General features: G+C 70.7%; 24 protein-coding genes, 1 other RNA gene and 1 pseudogene. 12 read left to right on the top strand and 14 right to left on the bottom strand.

What is annotated here, in order from left to right:
• Nucleotides 1-64 precede the first annotated feature (64 nt).
• Both FE633_RS04620 and FE633_RS04615 read left to right on the top strand, forming a co-directional pair.
• Complete coding sequence (locus FE633_RS04620) at nt 65-463, top strand: hypothetical protein (RefSeq protein ID WP_138043770.1); 399 nt, start codon at nt 65-67, stop codon at nt 461-463.
• A 51-nt stretch (nt 464-514) separates the two neighbouring features.
• Nucleotides 515-1,024 (top strand): hypothetical protein, encoded by a 510-nt coding sequence (locus FE633_RS04615; protein ID WP_138043769.1) that lies wholly within the window; start codon nt 515-517, stop codon nt 1,022-1,024.
• On the opposite strand, the gene FE633_RS04610 is transcribed toward FE633_RS04615, so the two are convergent.
• Nucleotides 1,012-1,359, bottom strand: coding sequence for an ATP-binding domain-containing protein (locus tag FE633_RS04610; protein ID WP_138043768.1), 348 nt, complete (start codon nt 1,357-1,359; stop codon nt 1,012-1,014). The genes FE633_RS04615 and FE633_RS04610 overlap by 13 nt on opposite strands.
• Nucleotides 1,360-1,382: 23 nt before the next feature.
• Nucleotides 1,383-1,661 carry a hypothetical protein gene (locus tag FE633_RS04605; protein WP_138043767.1) on the bottom strand — a complete coding sequence of 93 codons (279 nt, stop codon included), beginning with the start codon at nt 1,659-1,661 and terminating at the stop codon, nt 1,383-1,385.
• Between the two features lie 176 nt (nt 1,662-1,837).
• Between FE633_RS04605 and FE633_RS04600 the strand changes: the two genes are divergently transcribed.
• The gene (locus FE633_RS04600; RefSeq protein ID WP_138043766.1) at nt 1,838-3,976 is read left to right on the top strand and encodes a UvrD-helicase domain-containing protein; all 2,139 of its coding nucleotides are present in this window, start codon (nt 1,838-1,840) and stop codon (nt 3,974-3,976) included.
• A 276-nt stretch (nt 3,977-4,252) separates the two neighbouring features.
• Here the strand turns inward: FE633_RS04600 and rnpB are convergent.
• The 4 genes and pseudogenes from rnpB to FE633_RS04575 form a co-directional block, all read right to left on the bottom strand.
• Nucleotides 4,253-4,660: RNase P RNA component class A (gene rnpB, locus FE633_RS04595), an RNA gene on the bottom strand.
• Between the two features lie 127 nt (nt 4,661-4,787).
• Nucleotides 4,788-5,570 (bottom strand): annotated as a pseudogene (locus FE633_RS49690) (DMT family transporter); the annotation flags it as partial.
• Nucleotides 5,571-5,589: 19 nt separating this feature from the next.
• Nucleotides 5,590-6,432 carry an AraC family transcriptional regulator gene (locus FE633_RS04580; RefSeq protein WP_138043765.1) on the bottom strand — a complete coding sequence of 281 codons (843 nt, stop codon included), beginning with the start codon at nt 6,430-6,432 and terminating at the stop codon, nt 5,590-5,592.
• Nucleotides 6,433-6,486: 54 nt separating this feature from the next.
• On the bottom strand, nt 6,487-7,065 hold the full coding sequence (locus FE633_RS04575; protein WP_171059796.1) for a Uma2 family endonuclease: 579 nt from the start codon (nt 7,063-7,065) through the stop codon (nt 6,487-6,489).
• Nucleotides 7,066-7,241: 176 nt separating this feature from the next.
• Between FE633_RS04575 and FE633_RS04570 the strand changes: the two genes are divergently transcribed.
• Both FE633_RS04570 and FE633_RS04565 read left to right on the top strand, forming a co-directional pair.
• The gene (locus FE633_RS04570; RefSeq protein WP_138043763.1) at nt 7,242-8,033 is read left to right on the top strand and encodes a MerR family transcriptional regulator; all 792 of its coding nucleotides are present in this window, start codon (nt 7,242-7,244) and stop codon (nt 8,031-8,033) included.
• The gene (locus FE633_RS04565) at nt 8,030-8,662 is read left to right on the top strand and encodes a hypothetical protein (protein WP_138043762.1); all 633 of its coding nucleotides are present in this window, start codon (nt 8,030-8,032) and stop codon (nt 8,660-8,662) included. Before FE633_RS04570 ends, FE633_RS04565 begins: the two co-directional genes overlap by 4 nt.
• Nucleotides 8,663-8,688: 26 nt before the next feature.
• On the opposite strand, the gene FE633_RS04560 is transcribed toward FE633_RS04565, so the two are convergent.
• On the bottom strand, nt 8,689-10,137 hold the full coding sequence (locus tag FE633_RS04560) for an RNB domain-containing ribonuclease (RefSeq protein WP_138043761.1): 1,449 nt from the start codon (nt 10,135-10,137) through the stop codon (nt 8,689-8,691).
• Nucleotides 10,138-10,325: 188 nt separating this feature from the next.
• On the opposite strand from FE633_RS04560, the gene yaaA reads away from it, so the two are divergent.
• Both yaaA and eda read left to right on the top strand, forming a co-directional pair.
• A complete protein-coding gene (gene yaaA, locus FE633_RS04555) occupies nt 10,326-11,126 on the top strand; it encodes a peroxide stress protein YaaA (RefSeq protein WP_138043760.1) in 801 nt (266 codons plus the stop codon).
• A 99-nt stretch (nt 11,127-11,225) separates the two neighbouring features.
• A complete protein-coding gene (gene eda / locus FE633_RS04550) occupies nt 11,226-11,912 on the top strand; it encodes a bifunctional 4-hydroxy-2-oxoglutarate aldolase/2-dehydro-3-deoxy-phosphogluconate aldolase (protein WP_138043759.1) in 687 nt (228 codons plus the stop codon).
• A 54-nt stretch (nt 11,913-11,966) separates the two neighbouring features.
• On the opposite strand, the gene FE633_RS04545 is transcribed toward eda, so the two are convergent.
• From FE633_RS04545 to FE633_RS04530, 4 genes are read right to left on the bottom strand one after another with little or no spacing between them, the layout of a single operon-like run.
• On the bottom strand, nt 11,967-13,169 hold the full coding sequence (locus FE633_RS04545; protein WP_138043758.1) for a bifunctional RNase H/acid phosphatase: 1,203 nt from the start codon (nt 13,167-13,169) through the stop codon (nt 11,967-11,969).
• Between the two features lie 34 nt (nt 13,170-13,203).
• Complete coding sequence (locus FE633_RS04540; RefSeq protein ID WP_212747158.1) at nt 13,204-13,947, bottom strand: zinc ribbon domain-containing protein; 744 nt, start codon at nt 13,945-13,947, stop codon at nt 13,204-13,206.
• Nucleotides 13,944-14,783, bottom strand: a complete 840-nt coding sequence (locus tag FE633_RS04535) for a Nif3-like dinuclear metal center hexameric protein (RefSeq protein WP_138043756.1) — start codon at nt 14,781-14,783, stop codon at nt 13,944-13,946. Before FE633_RS04535 ends, FE633_RS04540 begins: the two co-directional genes overlap by 4 nt.
• 46 nt (nt 14,784-14,829) lie before the next feature.
• A complete protein-coding gene (locus tag FE633_RS04530) occupies nt 14,830-15,879 on the bottom strand; it encodes an ABC transporter substrate-binding protein (RefSeq protein WP_138043755.1) in 1,050 nt (349 codons plus the stop codon).
• A gap of 207 nt (nt 15,880-16,086) precedes the next feature.
• Here FE633_RS04530 and FE633_RS04525 point away from each other — a divergent pair, with 207 nt between their 5' ends.
• Together FE633_RS04525 and FE633_RS04520 are read left to right on the top strand one after the other, a co-directional pair.
• A complete protein-coding gene (locus FE633_RS04525; protein WP_246113404.1) occupies nt 16,087-17,484 on the top strand; it encodes a hypothetical protein in 1,398 nt (465 codons plus the stop codon).
• 86 nt (nt 17,485-17,570) lie between these two features.
• Nucleotides 17,571-17,807, top strand: a complete 237-nt coding sequence (locus FE633_RS04520) for a hypothetical protein (RefSeq protein ID WP_138043754.1) — start codon at nt 17,571-17,573, stop codon at nt 17,805-17,807.
• 73 nt (nt 17,808-17,880) lie between these two features.
• Here FE633_RS04520 and FE633_RS04515 read toward each other — a convergent pair whose 3' ends face one another.
• The 3 genes from FE633_RS04515 to FE633_RS04505 form a co-directional block, all read right to left on the bottom strand.
• Complete coding sequence (locus FE633_RS04515) at nt 17,881-18,828, bottom strand: 3-oxoacyl-ACP reductase (protein ID WP_138043753.1); 948 nt, start codon at nt 18,826-18,828, stop codon at nt 17,881-17,883.
• A 94-nt stretch (nt 18,829-18,922) separates the two neighbouring features.
• Nucleotides 18,923-19,999: a Zn-dependent alcohol dehydrogenase gene (locus tag FE633_RS04510; protein WP_138043752.1), complete on the bottom strand. Its 1,077-nt coding sequence runs from the start codon at nt 19,997-19,999 to the stop codon at nt 18,923-18,925.
• Between the two features lie 13 nt (nt 20,000-20,012).
• Nucleotides 20,013-20,870 (bottom strand): MaoC/PaaZ C-terminal domain-containing protein, encoded by an 858-nt coding sequence (locus FE633_RS04505; RefSeq protein ID WP_138043751.1) that lies wholly within the window; start codon nt 20,868-20,870, stop codon nt 20,013-20,015.
• Between the two features lie 343 nt (nt 20,871-21,213).
• Here FE633_RS04505 and FE633_RS04500 point away from each other — a divergent pair, with 343 nt between their 5' ends.
• Genes FE633_RS04500 through FE633_RS04490 form a run of 3 tightly spaced genes read left to right on the top strand, consistent with a single transcriptional unit; the run spans nt 21,214 to nt 24,213 of the window.
• Entirely contained in the window at nt 21,214-22,173 is a 960-nt protein-coding gene (locus tag FE633_RS04500; RefSeq protein ID WP_246113424.1) for an ABC transporter ATP-binding protein, read from the top strand.
• Nucleotides 22,173-22,892 (top strand): ABC transporter permease, encoded by a 720-nt coding sequence (locus FE633_RS04495; RefSeq protein WP_138043749.1) that lies wholly within the window; start codon nt 22,173-22,175, stop codon nt 22,890-22,892. The genes FE633_RS04500 and FE633_RS04495 overlap by 1 nt, the downstream gene beginning before the upstream one ends.
• Before the next feature lie 13 nt (nt 22,893-22,905).
• Nucleotides 22,906-24,213 carry a sensor histidine kinase gene (locus tag FE633_RS04490; protein ID WP_138043748.1) on the top strand — a complete coding sequence of 436 codons (1,308 nt, stop codon included), beginning with the start codon at nt 22,906-22,908 and terminating at the stop codon, nt 24,211-24,213.
• Nucleotides 24,214-24,333: the final 120 nt, after the last annotated feature.

The raw sequence follows: 24,333 nt of genomic DNA, 5'->3' as shown, positions 1-24,333 counted from the left end.
TCTGACCCTCCCCTTCGCCAACGCGGGTTGACAGGCTACGACATCTTGAGCACTAATAGTTGCTATGCTAGCTATTAGGCTCGATCAGCAGACGCACGACAAGGTCGTCTTCGCCGCCCGCGTCATGGGGTGTACCCCGTCCGAGGTGATCAGGCGGCTGGTGGAGTTGTGGAGTACCGCGGAGGAGGCCGATGACGAGCCGAAGGACGTCCCCGTCCATGCGGTGTACCGAGGAACACGGGTCACCGGACTCTTCGATCCGGCCACCCGGTCCCTAAAGGTCACGGACGGACCGGGGGCGGCGGGCCAGACCTACCCCTCGCCCAGCGCCGCCGCCATGGCGGTGATCCACGCCGTGAACCCCGAGCGGACGTCCCCGCACGCGAACGGGTGGTCATTCTGGCGCGTCACCCGCAGCGGTGAGGAGATCAAGTCCCTGCGCAGGCCGCCCAGGACAGTGTGAGCAGCGCTTTTCCCGTACCCAGTTCTTACCTGTCGTGGAAGGAGACACCCCGTGCCCTCGTCGAACGCACCCGTCACCCATCTGCTGATCATCAACGACCGTGAACCCCTCGCCTGGGTCCTGGAGAACCAGCGCATGGCCTTCCCGTCCGGCCGTACCCGCCAGTCCCTCACCCTCGGAAAGGGCGACGAGGTGCTGCTGTACACCACACGCGGCTGCTTCGGAAACCCGACCCGGGACCTCGGCCGGATCATCGGCCTGGCGACCCTCATCAGCGAGGTGAGCACCCTCGCCGAGCCAGTCGTCATCCGGGATCGCCGCTACACGGAGGGGTGCCAAATGCGCATCCACGACATGACGCCCTTCCGGGAGGGCGTGGTGCTGCGCGACCTCGTGAAAGACCTCCAGGTATTCCCCGACCCCGCCTCCTGGAGTGTCCGCATGCGCCGGGCCTCGCTCCGGCTTCCCGAGCCCGATACGGCGCTCGTCAAGCGCGAGTTGCAGCCACTTCTCAAGCCGTACGGGGCGGTCGTCGACGACTACGCCCTTCAGCGGCGGTGATCCTCGTTCCGCACCAGGTCCGTTGCCGGGACCGCCGCCAGCAGCGGTGGCTCCGTCTCCCCGGTGTATCCCAGGAACAGATGCGTGCGGGCGCGGGTGACCAGGACGTAGTACAGCATGCGCAGACCTGCGCCGGTCGGGTCGTCGTCAGCGTCGAGGTGGGTGTCGGGGACGAGGACCGCGTCGAAGTCGAGGCCCTTGACGCTGGCCCGGGTCAGGACCGTCACGCCGGGGCGGGTCATATCGAGGGTGCGGTAGCGGCCGGTCGACTCGCCGACGTACACCTGGAGACGTGAGCTCGGCAGCCGTCGCTCCAGGAGGGCGACCAGATCCATCTGGTGGTGGGTATGGCGGAGGATCACGCTGACCCGGTGCCCAGGGGTGTGCCTCGGCGAACTCCGTGACGTGTTCCGCCACCCGCTGAGCACTGGTCGGCCAGCAGGGCGTCGAGCAGGACGTCGTCGGCCCGTGTCTCCTGCTTGATCATGTCGCGCAGCACCGACGCGTTCGGACCGTCCGGGGCACTGCACAGGGCGAGCCAGAGGGCGCTCGCGCGGACCCGGTCGGCTGCCTCGCCCTCCAGTGCCGTGAACCCGTCCGCCTCGGGGCCCTCGCTGCACGGCGCGTGGCGTCCCACTGGGCCGGACAGCGCTCATCCGGCTAGCAGGACGCCACGGCGCGCAAATCATCCGTGCGATCGCCGACGGCAGGCTGCCCGGTTCGGCAGCGTCCACACGACTGCACAAGATTCTGTTGGAATACGGGTAGGCCATAGGGTGTGCCACATCGCACCGCATGGGGAGGGACGGGCCGTTGCCGCAGCTGGCTTTCGCCAACACCTTCTGGGACAAGTACGAACAGTTGGAAAAGCCGGTCCGGGCAGGCGTGCGGAAGGCGATGAAGAAGTTCCAGCAACTCAGCGTCGCGGAACTCCACGCCGACAAGGGACTCCACCTGGAATCCGTGGAGAAGGCCGCCGATCGTCGGATGCGGACCATCCGGATCACGGACTTCTGGCGTGGCGTCGTACTCGCTCCGGACGACGGAAGTGACACGTTCCTCCTGGTGAACGTCGTGCCGCACGACAAGGCGTACGAGTGGGCGGCTAAGCGCCTCTACACGATCAACAGCGCCACACGCGGCCTCGAGGTGCGCAACGCCGTCGTCATCGAGCAGCTCACGCCTGTCCTGGAGCACAAGGCGGCGCAAGCATCCGCCCGGCTCTTCGACGGCCTCTCGGACGCCTCCCTCTCACGACTCGGCATCGACGACGGAACGCTGCGAGCGGCCCGGACCATCCTCGACAAGCCTCAGTTGGAGGCCTTCGCCTCGCTCTTTCCCGAGGACCAGTTCGAGGTCCTGCAGTTTCTCGCCGAGGGGTACGACGAGGACACGGTCTGGCGAGAGGTCGTCGCCCTGCGCCGCCCTGCGGACGCCGGGCCCTACGACCCCGACGACCTGTCGTCGGCCATCGCCAACACACACAGCCGGATTACCGTCGTCACGGGGGCCGAGGAGCTGGAGGACATCCTCACCAAGCCGTTCGCCGCCTGGCGCATCTTCCTCCATCCCGCGCAGCGAAGGGTCGCCTACCGTGCGACGTTCGGGGGCCCGGCCCAGGTCAGCGGCGGCCCCGGAACCGGCAAGACCGTAGTCGCCCTGCACCGGGTGAAGCACCTGCTCCAGCGGTCACCGCGGACCAGCAGGATCCTACTCACGACGTACACGACGGCACTGGCACAGTCCCTGCGGGAGAACCTGGCGCTGCTCTTGGAGGACGACGCTCTTCTCCGACACGTCGACATCACCACGGTCGACGCGCTGGCCCGGGATGTCGTGCGGCGCCTGCGCGGCTCTGTGCCCAGGCTCTGCGACGACGCCGACGAACGCTTCCGCTGGCGCAAGATACGCCAGAGTCTGGCCCTCGACTGGAGCGAGCAGTTTCTGTCCCAGGAGTACCGGCATGTGGTGCTGGCCCAGTCGATCGGCACCGAGGACGAGTACCTGAGGGCCGTGCGCCGCGGCAGGGGGTCGGCTCTGGGACCGGTCAAGCGGGTCCAAGTGTGGCGGGCGGTGAAGATGTTCGAGGAGGGGCTGCGCAAAGACGGTAAGTGCACGTATCTGCAGCTCTGCGCCGAGGCAGCCAGGCTGCTGAACCGTACGGCGGAGACTCCGTACGCACATGTGGTGGTCGACGAGGCTCAGGACCTGCATCCGGTGCAGTGGCGTGTGCTCCGCGGAGCCGTAACGCCGGGCCCCGACGATCTCTTCATCACCGGAGATCCGCACCAGCGCATCTACGACTCCCGTGTCTCACTGGGCTCGCTCGGCATACCCGTGGCCGGGCGGTCGAGCCGACTGCGCATCAACTACCGGAGCACGGAGGAGATTCTGCGCTGGGCGGCGCAGTTGATGCAGGAGGAGACTGTGGAGAGTCTCTCGGGTGATGGCTTGGACTCGCTCGCCGGCTATCGCTCCCTGCTCCACGGACATCGTCCCTCGCTCGCCGACTTCAGCAGGGAGGAAGCGGAGCTGACCGCGGTCGTCGAGAAGGTCCGCTCATGGGTGGCGGGCGGCGTTGCGCCGACGGACATTGCCGTGACTGCCCGTTTCCATCAGACACTCGACAAGGTCAGAGCCCGTATGGAGCGCGCCGGACTGCCCGTGGTCATGGTCAAGGACGGCCCCACGCATCAAGACGACGGTCTGCGCCTCGCAACCTTGCACGCCATGAAAGGCTTGGAGTTCCGGTGCGTCGCGGTGATCGGCGTGACAGCCGGAGCCTTTCCCTTCCCGCCCGCCGTCACGCCTCTCGACGTGGACCCAATGCAGCACCGCACGGACATGCTGACCGAGCGCTGCCTTCTTTTCGTCGCCTGCACCCGTGCTCGCGAGGAACTGCATGTGTCCCACAGTGGAAAGGGAAGTCGTTTCCTTCCTTCCGAGCAGTGACCTCCGTACCGGGCCTCGACGGAGTGAGCATCACGCCTCGAAGTCAAGAGATTCCTGGATGCCACTTCCTCGCGGGGTCGGCCGTGCAGGCTTGGGCACCTGCGGAGGTTTTCGTGGCAGACAGGCGAGGTCAGCAGCACCTGGGCAGTCTGCAAGTCCGCCAAGGTGATGAGGTCACCTTGGATCACTTTGGGAGCTCACAGGCAGAAGTGAGAGGTCCCACCCCATGCGAATGGGTCCCGACCAGGTCGTAAACCCAGGTCAGAGCCCCAGCGGCAGACGAGTCGGGCTGTACGCCGGGTTCTGTTCCGGAGGGGTCTTGCGAACCCTCCGGCGACGGCCATCCATCTAGGGCCGGCGTTGCCGCCGGCCTCGTGCGGTCTACCCGCGGACTCGGGCGGGCAGCCCTCGAACGTCCGCGCAGAGCCGCCTGTCGCCAAGCGGCTCCTCTTGACCTTGCTCCGGGTGGGGTTTACCTAGCCGCCTGAGTCACCTCAGGCGCTGGTGGTCTCTTACACCACCGTTTCACCCTTACCGAAAGCCGGAGCTCTCGGCGGTTTGCTTTCTGTGGCACTGTCCCGCGGGTCACCCCGGGTGGCCGTTAGCCACCACCCTGCCCTGTGGAGCCCGGACGTTCCTCGGGGAGATCCACAGGGACCTCCACGCGGCCGTCCGCCCGGCTCGTCTGCCGTGTGGACCATGCTACCGGGCGTGCGGACCGCCTCGGTCCCGGCGTCGGGCCCGAGGCCGTCGCCAGGAACGAGCCCAGGAGGATCAGGGTGAAGGCCGCCACGACCCCGGCTGTCAGCTGTTCGTCCAGGAGCAGCACGCCCGCCGCCACCGCCACGGCCGGGTTGACGTACGTGAAGACCACCGCCCGGGTCGGGCCCGCCTCCCTGATCAGCTCCAGGAAGACGACGAAGGCGAGGGCCGTGCAGATGACGCCCAGGCCCGCGAGCGAGGCCAGGACGGAGGGTGAGGGGGTCTCGGACGGCCACGTCGCCGCCGCGGCGGGGGCGTACACGAGCGTCGCGAGGAGCAGGCACGGGGCGATCAGCTGGAGCGTCGGGACCTGCTTGAGGTGGCGGGCCATGATCAGCGGAGCGGTCGCGTAGCCGACCACCGTCACTCCCACCTCCGCGAGGGAGCGGGCGTCGCCGCCCGTCAGGTGCGGGGCCGTGAGGACCGCCACTCCGCCCAGGCCCAGCGCCAGGCCCGTGATCCGGCGGGCGCCCAGCCGTTCCGTGTCGCCGAAGAAGCGGGCCAGTACGACGCCGACGATCGGTACGCCCGCGATCAGCAGGCCCGCCGTCGAGCTGGACAGATGCCGCTCGGCGTCCGTCAGTGTCCACCAGGGGCCGATGATCTCGATGCACGCGAAGGCCAGCATCGGGCGCCAGTGCGTGCCCACGACACGGGCGAGGTTCCCCTGCCGTACCGCGAAGGGCAGCAGGAGTATGGCGCCCAGCGCGCAGCGCGCGAACACCACCATGGACGGGGACACACCATCGTCCACGGCCACTTTGATCATCAGGTAGGGGATGCCCCAGAGCACTCCCATCAGGGAGAAGAGAAGCCAGCCGCGTGCAGTCATGCGCGCAGTCTCGGCCGGGTCAACGGCGCAGGTCTTGAACGCTGTTGCGATACGCCCCCGGGGTCACCCCGAGCACCCGCCGGAACCAGCGCGTCAGGTGCGCCTGGTCCGCGAAGCCGACCAGCGCGGCGGCCTCGGCGGGGCGGTACCCCGCTTCCAGCAGCCCTCGGGCCCGCGCCACCCGGTGTTGGGCGAGCCAGGCGTACGGCGGCAGCCCCATGGCCGTACGGAAGGCCCGGAGGAGCTGGTAGCGCGACAGGCCCAGGTCAGTGGCCAGGTCGGCGAGGGAGGGCGGGGCGACGAGTTCGTCCGCCAGGCGGTCTCGTACGGCGTGGGCGATGCGGCTCGCGTCGGGGACCGTGTCGCACACCGGGCGGGCCGTGGAGTGGCGGCGGGCGAGGGCGGTGAGCAGCCACGGAATCCGGGACTCGGCCTCCAGCGGGTCGGGGCAGGCGCTGAGTTCGGTGTGCGTGAGGCGCAGGGCGGCGGCCAGTTCGGGGTCGTCGAGGAGCGGCTCACGGAAGTGCGGGATGCCGCCCAGGATGCCCTCGGTGAGGAGGGCGGGCTCGGCGTAGAGGGCCCGGTAGGCGTAGCCGTCGGAGGCGGCGGGGCCTCCGGTGTGGGTCTCGCCAGGGGCCAGGACGACGATCGAGCCGGGGCCGGTGCGGATCCGGCCGCCGCGGTAGTCGATGACCTCCTCGCCGCCGACGCAGACGCCGATCGTGAACTCATCGTGGGCGTGGGGAGCGTAGCGGTGCTGGTCGAAGCATGCGGTGAGGAGGTAGAGCGGGCGGCCGGTCCGGCCCAGGGTCGCCCTGGTCCAGGTGGCCTGCTCGCGCCCGGTCCCTGTCTCTCCTCGCACGCTCTGTGCAACTCCCGCGAAGGCTGTACTTATGCCCGGTGCGGGCTCAGAGACTCAGAGGAAGTCCGTCGTGTCCAGGTCGAAGGCAAACGGTTCAGGGAGGGCTAGGGACTTGCCGAGGGGGAGGGTGCAGTGCTGCCGGTACTCGTCCTTATCCGGGTCGCTGAACAGGGTCACGGAGGAGGCCACGCGGTCGACCAGTAGGTAGAGGGGGATGCCGCCACGGGCGTAGCAGCGGCGTTTGGCTTCGCGGTCGGTCTCAGGTTTCGTGGACGTCACTTCCATCACCATGGCGACGCCATCACACGGCATCCAGGAGCTGGCGGCCCCGAAAAGGTCCAGCTCAACAGGGGCGAAAGTGATGTCCGGGATCACGTGGTTCTTCGGGCAGGCCCCTCCGCTCCTCAGTTTCAGGCCCTTGTTCCCGGAGAAGTCCATGTCTGTCCGGGACCGTCTGATCACTTGCCGCACAGTCCGGCTGATATAGCGCTCGTGCTCCCCGTCCGGCGGCGGTGTCACGACGATGTCCCCCTCGATCAGTTCCGCCCGGAAACCCTCCGGGGTGTCCAGGGCGAGAAAGCCCTCCAGCAGGACCTCTTCCTGCGTGAGCGGCTCGTGTGCCATGGCAGTCATGTCACGCCCCTCCTTCGGTCGCTCGCCAGACTGGGACATCGGAAGATCACCCGTCCATGAGATCGGGAACTGTTCCCTCGATCGTGGCACACGATCGCCGGCGTCGTCGGGAAGCGCCGGCCGCCGCGAACGCCCTCCCTTGACCCCGCCGCAACGTCAACGTTTCTACTGATCGCATGCGGATCGGAGAACTCGCCGCGGCCGTCGGCGTCACGACGCGGACCGTCCGGCACTACCACCATCTCGGGCTGCTGCCCGAACCCGAGCGGCGCCCCAACGGGTACCGCGAGTACGGGCTGCGGCACGCCGTCGCGCTCGCCCGGATCCGGCGGCTGACGGAGCTGGGGCTGGGCCTCGCCGAGGTGCGGGACGTACTCGCGGACGACGCCGGTCGCGACCTCGCCGAGGTGCTCGCGGAACTCGACGACGACCTCGCGCGGCAGGAGGCGGCGATCCAGGAGCGGCGGGCGCGGCTGCGGGTGCTGCTGGCCGAGGCCGAGGCGGGGCGGCTGCCCGCCGAGGGGCCTGTGTCTCCCGAACTGACCGCACTCTTCGGTGACTTGGCGCAGGACTCGACAGTGCGGTCCGAGTCCCCCATGGCCGCCAAGGACCGTGAGATCCTCGCGCTGCTGGACACCGCCGCGGGCCCGGAGGACCGGGAGCGTCTGCTGTCCGCGTTGCGCGGCTCGACCGGCGAGCCGGGCGTGGTGGACCGCGCGCACCAGGCGTACGCGCTGCTCGACGAACTCGTGGACGCCGACCCGGGCGATCCGCGCGTGGACGAGGCCGCCGAGCTGCTCGCCTCCTGCCTGCCCGACTCCGCCCTGGACGGGCTCGGCATAGGTGAGGTGGACGAGGACCACAGCTTCCTGCGGGCGTTCCTCGACGACCTCGCGCCCGCGCAGGCTGAGGCTATCCGCCGCACGATGCGGCTGCTCGTGGGGCGGCACCGGGGTGGTGCGCGGTGAAGGCGGTCGGGCTCGCGCGACGTCTGGCCGGGCATGAGCTGCGGCTGTTCGTGAGCCTCGTGCTGTGGGTGGCCCGGCGGACCCACGGGGTGGGCGCCGGCCGGGCGTTCGGCTATGCGCGCGGGCAGGGCGCGATGATGTTCGGCTTCGCGTTCGTGTGCGTCGTGGAGACGATCGCCATGGCGGTGCTGCTGCGCGACCATCCGACCCTGCACCGCATCATGCTGTTCCTGGACGTCTACACCGTGGTCATCGTCGTGGAGCTGTACGCGGCCTCCGTCGTACGGCCGCACGTCCTGGACGCCTCCTACCTGCGCCTTCGCAACGCGGCCCATGTCGATCTGCGGATCCCGCTGGAGCGCGTCGCGTCCGTCCGCCGCGAGACGCGCAACACACACGAGAAGCTTCCGGACGAGCTCAACCTGGCCGTCGGCGCGCAGACCACGATCACCCTCGAACTGACGGAGACCGTAAGGCACTTCACCTTCCTGGGCCGCCGCAGGGACGTGCGCGTGATCCGTTTCCACGCGGAGGAGCCGGATCTGCTGGTACGTGAAGTGCGGGAGGCGCGGGAGGCGCGGGAGGCGCAGGAGGCGCGCGAGACACGCGAGACGGCGGCAGACCGATGAGCGAGCAGCCGACCGGACACGCGAGCTCACTCGGGAGCGAATAGCACCTTCGGCGCGCCCCCGCCCGCCCCCGGGTCCGCCCGGGTGAGCCGCACCCGTAGCCGCTCCCCCAGCGGCAGCCTGCCCGCGCCCTCGATGCGGGCGACCACGGCCGGCGACTCCAACTGGACGGTTCCGACTGCGGGTTCACGTTCCTGTACGTCCACCACGGTGCCGTCGAAGACTTCGCCGACCTGGTCCTTGAGCAGCGCCGCCTCGACGATGTCCAGGCAACCGCGCTCGACCGCGCTCGCCCGCCGGGTGCCCTCGGCCATCTGTCCGGGAAGGTCGCCGAGGGCGGCCAGGACCCACTCGGGCGGAACCGTGTCCGCGGCCGCCGCCAGACAGAGTTCTGCGGCGAAACGGTCGACGAGGCGGCGGAGCGGGGCCGTGCAGTGGGCGTAGGGCGCGGCGACGGCGGAGTGCGTGGTGATGACGGGGGTCCTGCCGCCGCGGAAAACGGTGTAGCCCGCGCCGCGCAGCAGCGTCGTGCACTCCTGGAGGAAGGCCGCGTGGTGGGACCGCTTCGGGTCGAGCGAGCGGATCAGCTGGGCGTACGAGACGTGGTGCGGCCAGTCGATGCGCAGCGCCCGCGCGGTACGGCGCAGCCGGCCCACCGCGCCGTCGGGGACGGCCGGGAGCGTACGCAGGACGCCCGTGCCGTAGGCGAGCATCATCTCGGCCGCGGCCATGCCCGTGAGGAGGGAGATCTGGGCGTTCCAGCCCTCGGCCGGGCGCGGGGCCCGGTAGGCGAGTGCGTAGGTGTGGTCGCTCTGGATGATCTCCTGCTCGGGGACGTTGAGGGAGATGCCGCCGCGTTCGATCTCCAGCTGTTCGCGCAGGCGCCCGATGTCCTTGAGGAGGGCGAGCGGTTCCTCGGCGGTGCGGGTGTCGAGCTGTTTCTGTACGCCTTCGTAGTCGAGCTTGGCGCGGCTGCGGACGAGGGCCCGGCGTACGTCGGTGGTGTGCACGCGGCCGTCCCGGTCCAGGTCGATCGTCCACAGCACGGCAGGGCAGGTCTGGCCCGGGAGCAGACTCGCGACGCCCTCGCTCAGCGCGGGCGGATGCAGGGGGGTCTTCCCGTCCGGGAAGTAGAGGGTGGTGACGCGGCGGTGGGTCTCGGCGTCGAGGGCCGTGCCGGGGGCGACGAAGGTGGCGACGTCGGCGATGGCGTACCGCACGCGGTAGCCGGTCGGACTGTGGCCCAGGTGCATCGCCTGGTCGAGGTCGGTGGAGGCGGGCGGGTCGATGGTGAACAGGGGGATGTCCGTCGCGTCGTACGTCGGCAGCGTCGGCTCGTGAGCGGCTCGCTCCGCCTCGGCGAGCACGTCGGGCGGGAAGCCCTCGGGCACACCGAGCTCGGTTCGCAGTGCGCGCAGGGCGGCCCGCAGGGGAGCCTCGGCTGCGGCGGTCACGCGGATGTGGCGGCGGGGCATGGATCGAGCGTAGGTCGGGGCCGGTCGGGCGGCACCCTGTACGGCGGCTGGTGCGAGCACTCCGTACGACGGCTGGTGCGGGCACCCCGTACGCGAACCGGTGCGGGCGGCACCCCGTACACGAACCCGTGCGGGCGGCACCCCGTACGCTGACGCGTGCCTCTCGTACGTACTGAAGGAGAACCGCCGTGCTCGTGCTGCTGCCGCCGTCCGAAGGAAAGGCACCGTCCGGACGGGGCGCACCGCTGAAGCCGGAGTCGTTGTCGCTGCCGGGACTCACTGAGGCGCGCCTGGCAGTCCTGGACGAATTGGTCGAGCTGTGCGCCGGCGACGAGGAGAAGGCGCGCGAGGCGCTCGGGCTGAGCGAGGGCCTGCGGGGCGAGGTCGCCAAGAACACGGAGCTGCGGACCGCGGGGACGCGGCCCGCCGGGGAGATCTACACGGGCGTGCTGTACGACGCGCTGGACCTGGCCTCGCTCGACGCGGCGGCGAAGCGGCGGGCGGCACGGTCGCTGCTCGTCTTCTCGGGGCTGTGGGGCGCGGTCCGCGTGACGGACCGGATCCCCTCCTACCGCTGCTCGATGGGCGTGAAGCTGCCGGGGCTGGGGGCGCTGGGCGCGTACTGGCGTACGCCGATGGCGTCCGTGCTGCCCGAGGCGGCCGGTGACCGGCTCGTGCTCGATCTGCGCTCCTCCGCCTATGCGGCGGCGTGGAAGCCGAAGGGGGAGCTCGCGGGGCGTACGGCGAGCGTGCGGGTGCTGCACTCGCAGCTGGTCGACGGAGTCGAGAAGCGGTCGGTCGTCAGCCACTTCAACAAGGCGACGAAGGGGAGGATCGTGCGGAGCCTGCTGACGGCGGGGGCCTCGCCCAAGGATCCGGCGGAGCTGGTGGAGGCGTTGCGGGACCTCGGGTACGCGGTGGAGGCCGAGGCGCCGGGGCGGGCGGGGAAGGCCTGGGCGCTGGATGTGATCGTGACGGAGATCCACTGAACTGCACGTGCATTGCGCATAACCCATTACCCATCGCGTTGCATTGCAGCATGCGCAACACTCTTTGCGCATGCTGCTGCCCATGGGCAGGATGACGACATGACTTCGCCGCCGCCCTCCTCGCCGCCCTCCGCACCGCCCTCCTCCGAGTCACCCGTATCGCCGCCTGAGTCGTCCCTGCTGGACCTCGCACCCGTCATCCCCGTGGTCGTCGTCGAGGACGTCGCCGACGCCGTGCCGTTGGCGCGGGCACTGGTCGCGGGCGGGCTGCCCGCGATCGAGGTGACCTTGCGGACGCCGGCGGCGCTGGAGGCGATCCGGGCGATCACGGACGAGGTGCCGGAGGCGCTGGTCGGGGCGGGCACGGTGATCTCGCCGCGGAACGTGACGGACGTGCTGGAAGCGGGGGCCCGCTTTCTGGTGAGCCCGGGCTGGACCGACGTACTCCTCGACGCGATGAAGGCGTCCGGGCTGCCGTTCCTGCCGGGCGTCTCGACGACCTCGGAGGTCGTGGCGCTGCTGGAGCGCGGGGTGCGGGAGATGAAGTTCTTCCCGGCGGGGGCCGCGGGCGGTACGGCCTATCTCAAGTCGCTGGCCGGGCCGTTGCCGCAGGCCCGGTTCTGTCCGACCGGGGGAATCGGCCCGGCGAACGCGCCGGAGTATCTGGCGCTGCCCAACGTGGGGTGTGTGGGCGGTACGTGGATGTTGCCGGAGGACGCGGTCGCGGCGAAGGACTGGACACGGGTGGAGACGCTGGCGCGGGAGGCGGCGGGCCTGCGGCGGTGACCGACGCGCGATACGCACCAGCCGACACCGACACCGACACCGTCTACATCCGCTTCACCGCAGGTGAGACGTGTCGTTGAGCATCCGCAGGCTCGCGTTGCCGTCCGCGTAGTACGCGATCACCGAGAGCGAGGCCGCCGACAGCTCCATACGGAACAGGGACTCCGGCGGTGCGCCGAGGGCCAGCCGTACGAGGGTCTTGATGGGCGTGACGTGCGAGACGACGAGCACGGTGCGGCCGGTGTGGGTGGCGATCAGACCGTCCCGGGCCGTGGCCACGCGCCGGGCGACGGCCTCGAAGCTCTCGCCGCCGCCGGTGGGTTCGGCCTCCGCCGAGCCCAGCCACGCGGTCAGGTCCTCCGGGTACCGCTCCCGCACCTCACCGAAGGTGAGGCCTTCCCACGCCCCGAAGTCCGTCTCCCGCAACCCGTCCTCGACGCGCACGTCCAGCCCGAGTCGCGCGGCAATGACTCCGGCGGTCTCGCGACAGCGCGCCAGGGGCGACGACACGATGTCCTGTACGGTGCCGCGCGCCGCGAGCGCCCCCGCGACCCGCTCCGCCTGCGTCCGCCCCGCCTCCGACAGCCCCGGATCGCTCCCGCCGCTCCCGGAGAACCGCTTCTGCGGCGTCAGCGGCGTCTCCCCGTGCCTCAGCAGTACGAAGGTCGCGGGCGTCCCGAGGTCGGGAGCGGCACCGACCGCCGCCACGTTCCGCGCGGCCCGCACATCGGCATCGGCCTTCGCCACCGACTCCGCCGACTCCACCGGCTCCACCGGCTCCACCGACTCCACCGACTGCGACGACGCCGCCAACTGCGCCGAGGAACTCGACGCCGACCACCGCTCCCCCCGCTTGCCCGCGTCCATCGCCTCGTTGGCGAGACGGTCCGCGTGCTTGTTCTGTGCGCGGGGGATCCACTCGTATGTGACCCGGTCCGCCGGGAACACCCGGCTCGCCTCGCCGGCGATCGGCCTGAGGGCGGGGTGCTTGATCTGCCAGCGGCCCGACATCTGCTCCACAACGAGCTTGGAGTCCATACGGACGCGGACCGAGGCCGAGGGGTCCAGCTCCCGGGCCGCGCGCAGGCCCGCCAGCAGCCCCCGGTACTCCGCGACGTTGTTCGTCGCGAGCCCGATGTACTCCGCCACCTCGGCCAGCGCCTGTCCCGTCGCCGCGTCGATGACGACGGCGCCGTAGCCCGCGGGCCCCGGGTTGCCCCGGGAACCGCCGTCGGCCTCGACGATGAACTCGCGCAAGGCGCAGGCTCCTTAGATGCCAGTCAGATGCCAGTCAGATGCCGGACTCGGCGGTGCGAACGAGGATGCGGCGGCAGTTCTCGCAGCGCAGCACCGCGTCCGGAGCGGCCGCCTTCACGTCGTTCACCTCGGTGATGTTGAGCTCCAGGCGGCAGCCCTCGCAGCGCCGCTGAAAGAGCCGGGCCGCGCCGACGCCGCCCTGCTGCTCGCGCAGCTTGTCGTAGAGCTTCAGCAGGTCGGCGGGGACGGAGCCCGCGATGACCTCGCGCTCCTTCGTCGCCGACGCCGCCTCGCCGTCGAGCGTCTCGTACGCCGCGTCCCGTCGCGCCGTCGCGTCGTCGATCTTCGACTGGACGGAGGAGACCCGCTCGGTCAGCTCGCTCACCCGCTCCTGCGCGGACTCGCGGCGCTCCATGACCTCCAGAACGACGTCCTCCAGGTCGCCCTGCCGCTTGGCGAGGGAGGCGATCTCGTGCTGGAGGTTCTCGAGGTCCTTGGGGGACGTGACGGCACCGGAGTCGAGGCGCTGCTGGTCGCGGGCCGCACGCTGGCGGACCTGGTCGACGTCCTGCTCGGCCTTCGTCTGCTCGCGGGCGCAGTCGCTCTCCTCGGTCTGCGCGGCCACGAGCAGGTCGCGCAGTTGCGTGAGGTCCTTGTTCAGCGACTCGATCTCGGCGTGCTCGGGCAGCGACTTCCGCTTGTGCGCCAGCTGCTGCAGGCGTACGTCGAGGGCCTGGACGTCGAGGAGTCGGATCTGGTCGGCGGGCGCAGCGTTCAGTTGGGGGCTCCAAGTGAAGGGGAGTGGGTTGTCCAGGGGTCGGTGACCGTCTTCGAGACGTGGACGCGAAGTCCCCATCCGTTCCGGTCGGAGATCTCGTCGAGCTGGGCGGCGGCCAGCTCGCACCAGGGCCACTCGGTGGCCCAGTGCGCCGCGTCGAGCAACGCGAGAGGACTGTGCTCACGGGCCTCGGACGCCGGGTGGTGGCGCAGGTCCGCGGTGAGGAAGGCGTCGACGCCCGCGGCGCGCACGTCGTCGAAGAGGCTGTCGCCGGAGCCGCCGCTGACCACGACGGTCCGTACGAGCGCCTCGGGGTCGCCCGCGACGCGGATGCCCTGCGCGGTGGCGGGCAGCCGCTCGGCGGCGCGCGCCGCCAGCTCGCGGACGGTCAGCGGGTGGTCCAGCTCGCAGACCCGGCCCAGGCCGCGGCGGCCGTCGGGGTCGGCGGGGTCCGGCACGAGGGGGCGTACGACGCGCAGGTCCAGCGCGCCCGCGAGGGCATCGCTGACTCCCGGGTCGGCGCGGTCGGCGTTCGTGTGGGCGACGTGCAGCGCGATGTCGTTCTTGATGAGGGAGTGGACCGCCCGGCCCTTGAAGGTCGAGGCCGCCACCGTCGTCGTACCACGCAGGTAGAGCGGGTGGTGGGTGACCAGCAGGTCGGCGTCCAGCTTCACCGCCTCGTCCACGATCGACTGGACGGGGTCGACGGCGAACAGTACGCGCGTGACCTCCTGGTCCGGGTCTCCGCAGACGGTGCCGACCGCGTCCCAGGACTCCGCCCTCTCGGGAGGCCAGAGAGCGTCGAGCGCGGCGATGACTTCAGACAGACGGGGCACGAAAGAAAGGCTACCCGCCTCTCCTTCGTGCCTCGTCGGCCGCGGTTCACTTCACGAGGTGACCGCGCAGATCGTCCAGTACCCGGTCCGCCGCCGTGACCCCGAGACCCAGGTACCAGGTCTCGTCCGGTACGTCCTTGGCCTGGCCGTTCTTCACCGCGCCGAGCTTCTTCCAGAGCGGGTTGTCCTCGGCGCTCGCGCGGTCCGTCTTCTTCGCGTCACCGTAGACGCCGGTGAAGATCCAGTCGGCGTCGGCCTCGTCGATCTTCTCCGGGCTGATCTCCGCGGCGAGGTCGTTGATCTGCTGGTTCTTGGGCCGCGGGATGCCGGCGTCGTCGAGGATCGTGCCGATGAAGGACGCCTTCGCGTAGAGGCGGATGACGCCCGGCATGTAGCGGAGCATGGTGACGGTGGGCTTGTCGGAGCCCAGTTCGTCGCCGAGGGCCTTGGCCTTCTTCTTGTACGCGGCGAGCTTGTTCTTCGCCTCGGCGGTCTTGTCGAGCGCGGCGGCGTTGAGGAGGTAGTTCTCCTTCCAGGTGAAGCCCGGGCGGATGGAGAACACCGTGGGGGCGATCTGGGAGAGCTGCGGGTAGAGCTTGGCGGCGCGCAGCTCGCTGCCGAGGATCAGGTCGGGCTTGAGGGCCGCGATCGCTTCCAGGTTGAGGGAGTTGATGGTGCCGACGTTCTTGGGGCTGCCCGCGTCCTTCTTCAGGTACGAGGGGAGGGCGACCGAGCCCTCGGTGGGCGCGTAGCCGACGGGCTTGACGCCCAGCGAGACGACGTTGTCGAGCTCGCCGACGTCGAGGACGATGACGCGCTTGGGCTGGGACTTCAGCTCCGTCTCGCCCCTGGCGTGCTTGATCGTGCGCGGGAACTCCCCGGCCTTCGCCGTGGTGCCCATCCTGGCCGTCTCCTCGGCCGCCTTCGCGAAGTCCTCGCCGCCCTGGGCAACGGACTTGCTGCCGCTGCCGTTGTCGGACTTCCCGGACCCGGAACCGGAACCGGAACCACTGTCACCGGACCCGCAGGCCGCGAGCGAGAGCGCTGCGGCCATGGCGAGGGCGACGGCGGCAAAGCCGCGGCGTCGAAAGGACATCAGCACACACTCCACAGGTTCGGACTCAGGCGCCACACAGGTTGCACTTAGGTGAGCCTCACCTTAAACCGCCGAATCATGCACAGCACACCAACCCCCTTTCCCTCAGCGGAATCAGCACACGGCCACCCTTATGTGTGAAGCGGCTGCCCGTCGGTCCCTCATCTGTGCGTACGAAACTAACTTCGTCACTGGAGGTGACCCACGATGACGCTCTGTGCTTATCCCGAGCTCTCGGCTGCGTCCGAGCCGGGGGTAACGGCATCGTCCGCCGAGAACCGGAACGAGTGGACTGCGCGGGCAGGATGCGTGATCACAGCTGACGGGTCCTACGCGGCGCGCCTGGCCCGGGACGGCGATTCCTGGTTCCCCGAGCGATGGACGCTGGACGGCCCCGAGCCGTACGCCGTTCCGCTGCCGGGCAACCAGCCGGAGGAGCCCGGCACGGAGGTGCTGCCGATGGCGGACGGCCGGGTCCTCATCCACCGGGTGACGGACGGGCGGCACGCGTTCTCGCTGCTGTACCCGACCGGCCCGGGCACGGGCGAGGTACCGCTGGGCGCGGTGGAATGCCCGGCCGGCACAACGGAGTTGCGGCTGCTGCCGCCCGCCCCCGGCGGCTCGCGCGCGTACGCCCTTGCCGTGGGCCGGATTTCGACCGCCGTATGGCAGGTGGCGGGCGGCGCCTTCGGGCCCGAGCATCTCGCCGAGGTGCCGGGCCGCTGCTCGGGAGGGGCATGGCTGGGCGGCGAGGACCGACTGCTCGCCCTGGACCGGGAGTTGGACGGCCGGACCAAGGCGGTCGTGGTCGACCTGGGGCGTGGGGGCGAGGTGTCGCCTCTGCTGCAGATCTCGGAGGAGAGCGACGACCGGCTGCTGCTCGCGGACGCCGACAGCGGCCTGCTGCTGATCCGCTCGGACGCGCCGTCACCTGGTCAAGCCCGGCTCGGCTGGGGGGTGCTGGGGAGCACGCTTCCGGTGCGCTTCCCGGAGTGCCTGCGGCTGGCCGCTCCCCGGTCACCGGACGGCCAGGGGAACGGGGGCGGCACCCCCCTCGCGGTGACGCCGTTCGCCATCCAGCCGGGTCAGGTGCTGACGCCGGAGAGCTGCGCCGTGGCGCTGCGGATCGACGGCCCCTCCGGCACCTGGCTCGGGGTGTGGCGGCCCGCCGAGCGACACGTCCACCAACTCCGCGCGCCCGAAGGGTGGTTGACCGGCTCCGGGCTGTGGACCAAGAACGGGGCTCTCCATCTGCCGTACGCGACGAAGGCGATGCCGTGCGGCGTGGCACGGGTGGCGGCGCCTGCGGGGGTAGGGGCGGATGCGGGGTCGGGGGTGGATGCGGAGTCGGGGAATCTGGGGCCGGCGAATGCGGGTCCGGCGAAGGCGCTCCGGGGAAATGCGGGCCCGGTGGTTCCAGTGCCGACGGTCACGGAACCACCGGAGTCCGCACCGGCGCACGAGGGTCGCCCATCGGCCCGTCCGGTGCCCTTGCGGGAGGCGCCGTTCACGGGGCGGATGGTCGCGAACGCCTTCGCGGGACGCCGGTTGGCGCAGGCCTCCGGCACCGGCACAAGACCCTCCGGGGAAGTGACTGCCGAGTAGCCCCCACCACCTCTCATCGGCCGAAAGTCCGTTGTTAGACTCGCCCGCGCTGTACGAAGGATCTTGTCGACGGGGTGAACTTCCACATGAACGACGCAAACCAGAGGGAGACGACGGCCACCGACCCGCGTGTGGCGGTCAACGACCCCCGCGTGGCGGCAAGCGACCCGCGGGGAGCGGCCGCCGACCCGCGGGCGGCGGTGGCTCAGGCCGCCGACGACGGCCGTGGTCGGCACCGGGGGCCCGTCTCCGCGCGGGACGACGAGTCGACCCCTCGCGGCCGGCACCGCAAGCCCGCGGAGCAGACCGACGCGGCGGCCTGACCACACCACAGGCTCTACGCCACACGGCCCCGCCCGACGCTCGTCGGGCGGGGCCGTGTGCTTCTACGTGCTTCTACGCCTGTCCGCGCTTGAGCCCCAGCACCTCCGCCGCCGCGAACGTCTCGCCCGCCGGGCGGTCCGCGTAGTGCGGCGTGAGCAGCGCCTCCAGTTCGTCGTACGTGAAGGCGTCCTGCTTGGTGTCGAACTTGGCCGCCACCCGCGGGCGTTCGACGACCGCGACCATGCCGCCGTGGACGACGAGCAGCTGGCCGTTGATCCGGTCGGCTGCCGGGGACGCCAAGTAGCCGACGAGTGGGGCGACATGCTCGGGGGCCAGCGGGTCGAGACCGTCGCCGTCCGGCTCCGCGAAACCGGCGAAGACGTCCGAGGTCATCCGGGTGCGGGCGCGCGGGCAGATCACGTTCGCCGTGACGCCGTACTTCGCGAGCGCCAGGGCCGTGGACGTCGTCAGTCCGACGATTCCGCCCTTGGCCGCCGCGTAGTTGGGCTGCCCGGCGGACCCCGCCAGGAACGCCTCTGAGGAGGTGTTGACGATCCGCCCGTACACCGGGCCGCCCGCCGCCTTGGAACGGGCCCGCCAATGCGCGGAGGCGAAGTGAGTCGTGTTGAAGTGCCCCTTGAGATGGACGCGGATGACAGAGTCCCACTCCTCCTCCGTCATCGAGAAGACCATCCTGTCGCGCAGGATGCCGGCGTTGTTGACGAGGATGTCCAGCTGCCCGAACGTGTCGACCGCCAACTCGACGAGCCCCTGGGCCTGTCGGTGGTCGGCCACGTCGCCGGTGTGTGCGACCGCGCGGCCGCCCGCCAGCCTGATCTCGTCCGCGACCTCCTCGGCGGGCCCGGTCGACGCGTCCCCGGAGCCGTCTCTGCCGGGTTGCCCGAAGTCGTTGACGACGACGGCGGCACCCAGTCGGGCGAGTTCCAGCGCCTCCGCCCGGCCGAGCCCGCGGCCCGCACCCGTGACGATCGCGGACCGACCCTCAAGCGGCAGTGACATCAAGGTCCCTTCGAAAAGCGGTAGTCGGCAGTCGGTGGTTCACACTCGGTGGTTCGCGGTCGATGGTTGGCAGTCGGTGGTTGGCAGTCGGGGATCAGATCTCGATGCACGTACGCAGTGCCACACCCGTACGCATCTGGTCGAGGGCTTCGTTGATCTCGCTCAGCGGCACCCGGTGGGTGATCAGGCCCTCCAGGTCGATGCGCCCGGCACGCCAGAGCGCGATGGTCCGCTCGTACGAACGCAGGACGTCCCCTCCTCCGTACATGGACGGCAGGATCCGCTTCTCGTCGAAGAACAGCTCAAACATGTTGAGCTGGAGGAAGTCGTCCATGGCGCCCGCGCCGACGACGACCAGCGTGCCGCCGCGGCGGGTGTTCTCGTAGGCGGTGCGGGCGGTGGCGGACCTGCCGACGACCTCGAAGACGTAGTCGAAGCCCTCGCCGCCGGTCACCGCCTGTTTGGCGTCGGGGAGTTCGTCCGGTGACACCGCCTTGGTGGCGCCGAACTTCAGGGCGGCCTCACGGCGCGAGAGCACGGGGTCGACGGCGACGATCTCCGCGGCGCCCTTGAGCCGCGCGCCCTGGATCGCGGAGATACCGACGCCGCCGCAGCCGATGACGGCGACCGACGAACCGGCTTCCACATCGGCGGTGTTGAGGGCGGCGCCGAGTCCCGTGGTGACCCCGCAGCCGATGAGGGCCGCGATGTCGAAGGGCACGTCGTCCGGGATGGGCACGGCGCAGCCCGCGTCGACGACGACCTCCTCGGTGAAGGTCCCGGTGCCCGCCATGCCGAACACATCGCCGCCGGGCCGCTTGAAGTTGGGCGTGCCCGCGTTCATGAACCCGGCCAGGCACAGCTCGGTCTGGCCGCGCTTGCAGGCGGGACAGGCGCCGCAGGCCGGCAGCCAGCAGACGACGACCCGGTCGCCGGGCTTGAGGTTCGTGACGCCCTCCCCCACCTCCAGGATCTCGCCCGCCCCCTCGTGCCCCGGCACGAACGGCGCGGGCTGCGGCAGGACTCCGGCCATCGCCGAGAGGTCGGAGTGGCACAGGCCGGTGGCCCGCACCCGGATCCTCACCCGGCCGGGGCCGAAGCCCGCCGCCTCGACGTCGTCGAGGACCTCGAGCTTGTCCTGGCCGATCTCGTGCAGTACGGCTGCGCGCATGGTGCGGCTCCCCTCATGTGTGTTCGACGATGGTGTCGGCCAGCACCGGCGCGTCCTCCCGCTCGACCGCCGTCACCGTCACCTGGGCCCTGCCGTCCTTCCGCCACATCCGGATGCGGAGGGTTTCGCCGGGGAAGACGACCCCGGCGAAGCGCGTGCTGTAGGAGCGGACCCGCGCCACGTCACCGCCGAGGAGCGTGTCCACGACCGCCTTGAGCGTCATCCCGTAGGTGCACAGCCCGTGCAGGATGGGCCGGTCGAAACCGGCGAGCTTGGCGAACTCGGGATCGGCGTGCAGCGGGTTCCAGTCGCCGGAGAGCCGGTACAGGAGCGCCTGGTCCTCGCGGATCTCGCGCTCGACTGTCTTGTCCGGTACGCCTGTTGGCGGTTCGGATCGGGTGGAGGGCCCACGGTCGCCGCCGAATCCGCCCTCGCCGCGTACGAAGATCTGGGCGTCGTTGGTCCACAACGGACCCTCGTCGTCGGCGACTTCGGTGCGTACGACGAGGATCGCCGCCTTGCCCTTGTCGTACACGGCGGCGATGCGCGTGGTGGCGACCGCCGCGCCCTCGACGGGGATCGGGCGGTGCAGTGCGATGGTCTGGCCGCCGTGCAGGACGTGGGCGAGGTTGACGTCGACGCCGGGCATGGAGAGGCCGTTGATCACGCCGGGCGACCCCGCGCCCGCGACGGTCGCGAAGCTCGGCAGGACGTGCAGCCTGGACTCCAGGGTGTAGCGCAGTTCGTCGGGGCCGGTCGCGGGAACGCCGGCGCCGAGGCCGAGGTGGTAGAGCTGGACGTCCTTGTGACCCCAGGCGATCCCGGCGGACCGGGGCTCGGCGGCGAGGGCCTGGGCAACGTCGATGGGCATGGGGCTCCTGACTACCGGCGGAAAAGACCTCGGTGCGGCCGTCCGCACCGTCGGCCGCACCGAGGTCGACACTGGGCCGCGGAACGCGTCCGCTCTAGAACGCGTTCCAGTCCGGCGCGACCCCCTGTATAACCCAGCCCTCCGCACATGTGAAGACTCCTGACGGCACGTCAGATGGGTGAGCCGTGACATTTGTCCTGCCCGAGTCCGTACAAGCGCATCTGCCGCACCCCGCTCCCGGATTCGTAGCGTCGTCCCCATGACAGAGACGGCACAGACGGCACAGACGGCACAGACAGCACCGACAGGGCAGACACGGCAGACAGCTGGGACACGCCAGGCCGTGTCCTTCACGGGGGCGGTGAAGACTTTCGGCGCGGTGCGCGCCGTGGACGGCGTCGATCTGGAGCTGGCGGCGGGCGAGACGGTCGCTCTGCTCGGCCGCAACGGCGCCGGCAAGTCCACGGCGATCTCGCTGCTCCTCGGCCTGCACGAACCCGACGAGGGTGTCGTACGGCTTTTCGGCGTCACGCCGGAAGAATCCGTACGGGCGGGCCGTGTGGGCGCGATGCTGCAGGACGGCCGGCCGGTGCCGAGGGTGACGGTGGGCGAGCTGGTCGGGTTCGTGGCCCGTACGTATCCGCGGCCGATACCCGTCGCCGAGGCGCTGGAGCTCGCGGGCATCGCCGAGCTCGCCGATCGGCGCGTCGACCGGCTCTCCGGGGGCCAGCAGCAGCGGGTCCGGTTCGCGGTCGCGCTCATCGGCAATCCCGCGCTGATCGTGCTCGACGAGCCCACCGCCGCGCTCGATGTGGAGGCGCGGCACGCCTTCTGGGACTCGATGCGGGCGTACGCGCGGCGCGGCCATACCGTCCTCTTCTCCACCCACTACCTGGAGGAGGCGGACGCCAACGCCGACCGGATCGTCGTCATCGACCGGGGCCGGATCGTCGCCGACGGCAGCGGCGAGCAGCTCAGGCGCGCGGCTGGCGGCAACCTCGTCTCCTTCGACCTGGCCGGGGCCGGCACGGAGGGGCTGACGCTGCTGCCCGGCGTGGTCTCCGTGGAGGTGCGCGGGGACCGGGCCCGGCTGCGGACCGAGGACTCGGACGCGACCGTGATCGCGCTCGCCGAGCGCGGCGCGATTCGTGGTCTGGAGGTCGTGGCGGCGTCGCTGGACGACGCGTTCCTGGCCCTGACCTCTCCCGCCGACGCTGCGTCCGCCCCCTCTTCCCTTCCTTCTGCTCCTCCTTCTTCTCTTCCTTCTTCTCCTGCTTCTTCCGCGAATCTGGAGGCGGTGTGATGCTCGGCTATCTGCGGCTCGAAGTGCGCCGGACGCTGCGTGACACCGGCTTCGTGATCGGCGGTGTCGTCATGCCGGTGGCCATGTACCTGCTGTTCACCAACCTCGGCGGTGGCGACGACGGCGGCTGGAAGACCGCCTCGATGGTCGGCATGGCCGCTTACGGTGCGATGGGCTCGGCCCTGAACACCGGCGGCGGGGTCGCCGAGGACAAGGCGAACGGCTGGCTGCGGCAACTGCGCGTCACGCCGATGACCCCACGTCAGGTCGTGGCCGGCCGGGCGCTCACCGGGGCGGTGACGGTGCTGCCGGCGATCCTCGCGGTGCTGGCCGCGGGCGGTGTGGTCAACGGCGTACGCATGGACGCCTGGAAGTGGTTCGTGATCGCGCTGCTGCTGTGGCTCGGCTCGATCCCCTTCACCCTGCTCGGTCTCGGCAACGGCTACCGGCTGACCGCACAGACCACGGGCGTCGCGAACCTGGGCTGCAACCTGGTGATGGCCGTCGTCGGCGGCCTGTGGTTCCCGCTCAGCCTCTTCCCGGAGTGGCTGCGCTCCGTTTCCCCGTACACGCCGACGAACCGTTTCGCACAACTCGGCACGGCCGTCGCCGACGGACATGCGCCGACCCTCGGGGCCCTACTGGTCCTTGCCTTCTGGCTGCTGGCCTTCGGCTCGTACGCTGTGACCTCGTACCGCATGACCGCGCGGACCGTCTGAACGGGGGCAGGACATGTCCTGGATGAGAACCGTCAGCTGCCGGTTGGGCGCGTGGCGGTTGGCGCGGGCCGTGGGGAAGACAGGAAAACCTCCCGAGGAAGCGGGCCCGCCGCCCAACGGCTTCTCCCTGCTGCCCTGGCTGCTCATGGGTATGGGGGCCTTTTCCAACCTCTTCCAGGGCAAGACCCCGAACCCCTGGATCGGCGGCATCGGCATATTCGCCTTCAACTCCCTCTACATCGGTGTGGTGTTCCGGGCCTTCGTGAAAGAGGCACGCGAGGCACGCTCCACCCGCGTGATGCTGATCTCGCTGGGCGTGGTGACCTGCACGCTCGCCATCATCTACGGCGGCAGCTGGCTGCTCTTCTTCCCTCTCCTCGGCCTGGCCACGGGCGCGATCGTCCGGGGCCGGTGGCTCGGCAGGACCGGCATCGGCCTGAGCGTGCTCGCCGGTCTCGTCTCCGCGGTCCGGGACGGCTGGGACGCGGTGAACATCGCGTACGGCACGTTCATCTCCACCATGGTGACGGCGGCGATCCTCTCCCTCTCCGAGGCCGTACGCGAACTCCGTGCCGCCCGTGAGGAACTGGCCCGTCGCGCCGTCGAGAAGGAACGCCTCCGCTTCTCCCGTGACCTCCACGACCTGCTCGGCCACACCCTCTCCGTGATCGTGGTGAAGTCGGAGGCGGTCCGGCGCCTGGCCCACCGCGACCTCGACGCGGCGCTCGTCCAGGTCGGGGACATCGAGTCGGTGGGCCGCCAGGCGCTCACGGAGATCCGCGAGGCGGTGACCGGGTACCGCGAGGGCAGCCTCGCCATGGAACTGGACCGGGCCCGCTCGGCCCTGGGGGCCGCCGGCATCGATCCGGTCGTCCGCCAGTCGGGCCCGCCGCTCGCCGCCCAGACCGAGGCGCTGCTGGGCTGGGTGATCCGCGAGGCCGTCACCAACGCCGTACGCCACAGCGGTGCGAGCCGGTGCGAGATCTCGGTGGAGGGCTCGTCGGAACGCGTCCGCGCGCGCGTCTCCGACGACGGCCGAGGCATTCCCCCCGACCCGCCCTCGTCCGCCCCGTCCTCGTCCGACCCGTCCCCGTTCCCGTCCTCGTCCCTGCCCTCGTCCGCCGCCGGGATCGGTGGCACCGGACTCAAGGGCCTCACGGAACGGCTGGCGGCGGCGGGCGGATCGTTGGAGGCGGGGCCGGCACCGCGAGGGGGCTTCCTGGTGACGGCGGAACTGCCCGTGGAGCCGGCGGAGCTCCCTGAGGTGACCGATCCGGCGGAACCGGCCGACCCCGCCGCGCTACCGGGCACGGCGGCCTGAGCAGTGCCCCGGGCGGGGGAACTGCCGGGCACGGCGGCCTGAGCGATGACCCGGGCGGGGGAACTGCCGGGCAGCCGCCCCTGGCGCCAGGTCACCCGGTGCGCGCTCGTGAACTCCCAG

Source organism: Streptomyces montanus (genome assembly GCF_005786655.1).
In the GTDB taxonomy this organism is placed as follows: domain Bacteria; phylum Actinomycetota; class Actinomycetes; order Streptomycetales; family Streptomycetaceae; genus Streptomyces; species Streptomyces sporangiiformans.
The sequence above is the reverse complement of the archived record's forward strand: the minus strand, read 5'-3'. Positions and strand labels throughout refer to the sequence as shown.

Excerpts from the sequence above, each read along its gene's own strand:
- FE633_RS04520 (WP_138043754.1), top strand. The coding sequence starts at position 17,571 with ATGAACGACGCAAACCAGAGGGAGACGACGGCCACCGACCCGCGTGTG.
- FE633_RS04490 (WP_138043748.1), top strand. The coding sequence starts at position 22,906 with ATGTCCTGGATGAGAACCGTCAGCTGCCGGTTGGGCGCGTGGCGGTTG.
- FE633_RS04515 (WP_138043753.1), bottom strand. The coding sequence starts at position 18,828 with ATGTCACTGCCGCTTGAGGGTCGGTCCGCGATCGTCACGGGTGCGGGC.
- eda (WP_138043759.1), top strand. The coding sequence starts at position 11,226 with ATGACTTCGCCGCCGCCCTCCTCGCCGCCCTCCGCACCGCCCTCCTCC.
- FE633_RS04510 (WP_138043752.1), bottom strand. The coding sequence starts at position 19,999 with ATGCGCGCAGCCGTACTGCACGAGATCGGCCAGGACAAGCTCGAGGTC.
- FE633_RS04575 (WP_171059796.1), bottom strand. The coding sequence starts at position 7,065 with ATGACTGCCATGGCACACGAGCCGCTCACGCAGGAAGAGGTCCTGCTG.
- FE633_RS04560 (WP_138043761.1), bottom strand. The coding sequence starts at position 10,137 with ATGCCCCGCCGCCACATCCGCGTGACCGCCGCAGCCGAGGCTCCCCTG.
- FE633_RS04530 (WP_138043755.1), bottom strand. The coding sequence starts at position 15,879 with ATGTCCTTTCGACGCCGCGGCTTTGCCGCCGTCGCCCTCGCCATGGCC.
- FE633_RS04620 (WP_138043770.1), top strand. The coding sequence starts at position 65 with ATGCTAGCTATTAGGCTCGATCAGCAGACGCACGACAAGGTCGTCTTC.
- FE633_RS04610 (WP_138043768.1), bottom strand. The coding sequence starts at position 1,359 with ATGGATCTGGTCGCCCTCCTGGAGCGACGGCTGCCGAGCTCACGTCTC.
- FE633_RS04505 (WP_138043751.1), bottom strand. The coding sequence starts at position 20,870 with ATGCCCATCGACGTTGCCCAGGCCCTCGCCGCCGAGCCCCGGTCCGCC.
- FE633_RS04525 (WP_246113404.1), top strand. The coding sequence starts at position 16,087 with ATGACGCTCTGTGCTTATCCCGAGCTCTCGGCTGCGTCCGAGCCGGGG.
- FE633_RS04495 (WP_138043749.1), top strand. The coding sequence starts at position 22,173 with ATGCTCGGCTATCTGCGGCTCGAAGTGCGCCGGACGCTGCGTGACACC.
- FE633_RS04570 (WP_138043763.1), top strand. The coding sequence starts at position 7,242 with ATGCGGATCGGAGAACTCGCCGCGGCCGTCGGCGTCACGACGCGGACC.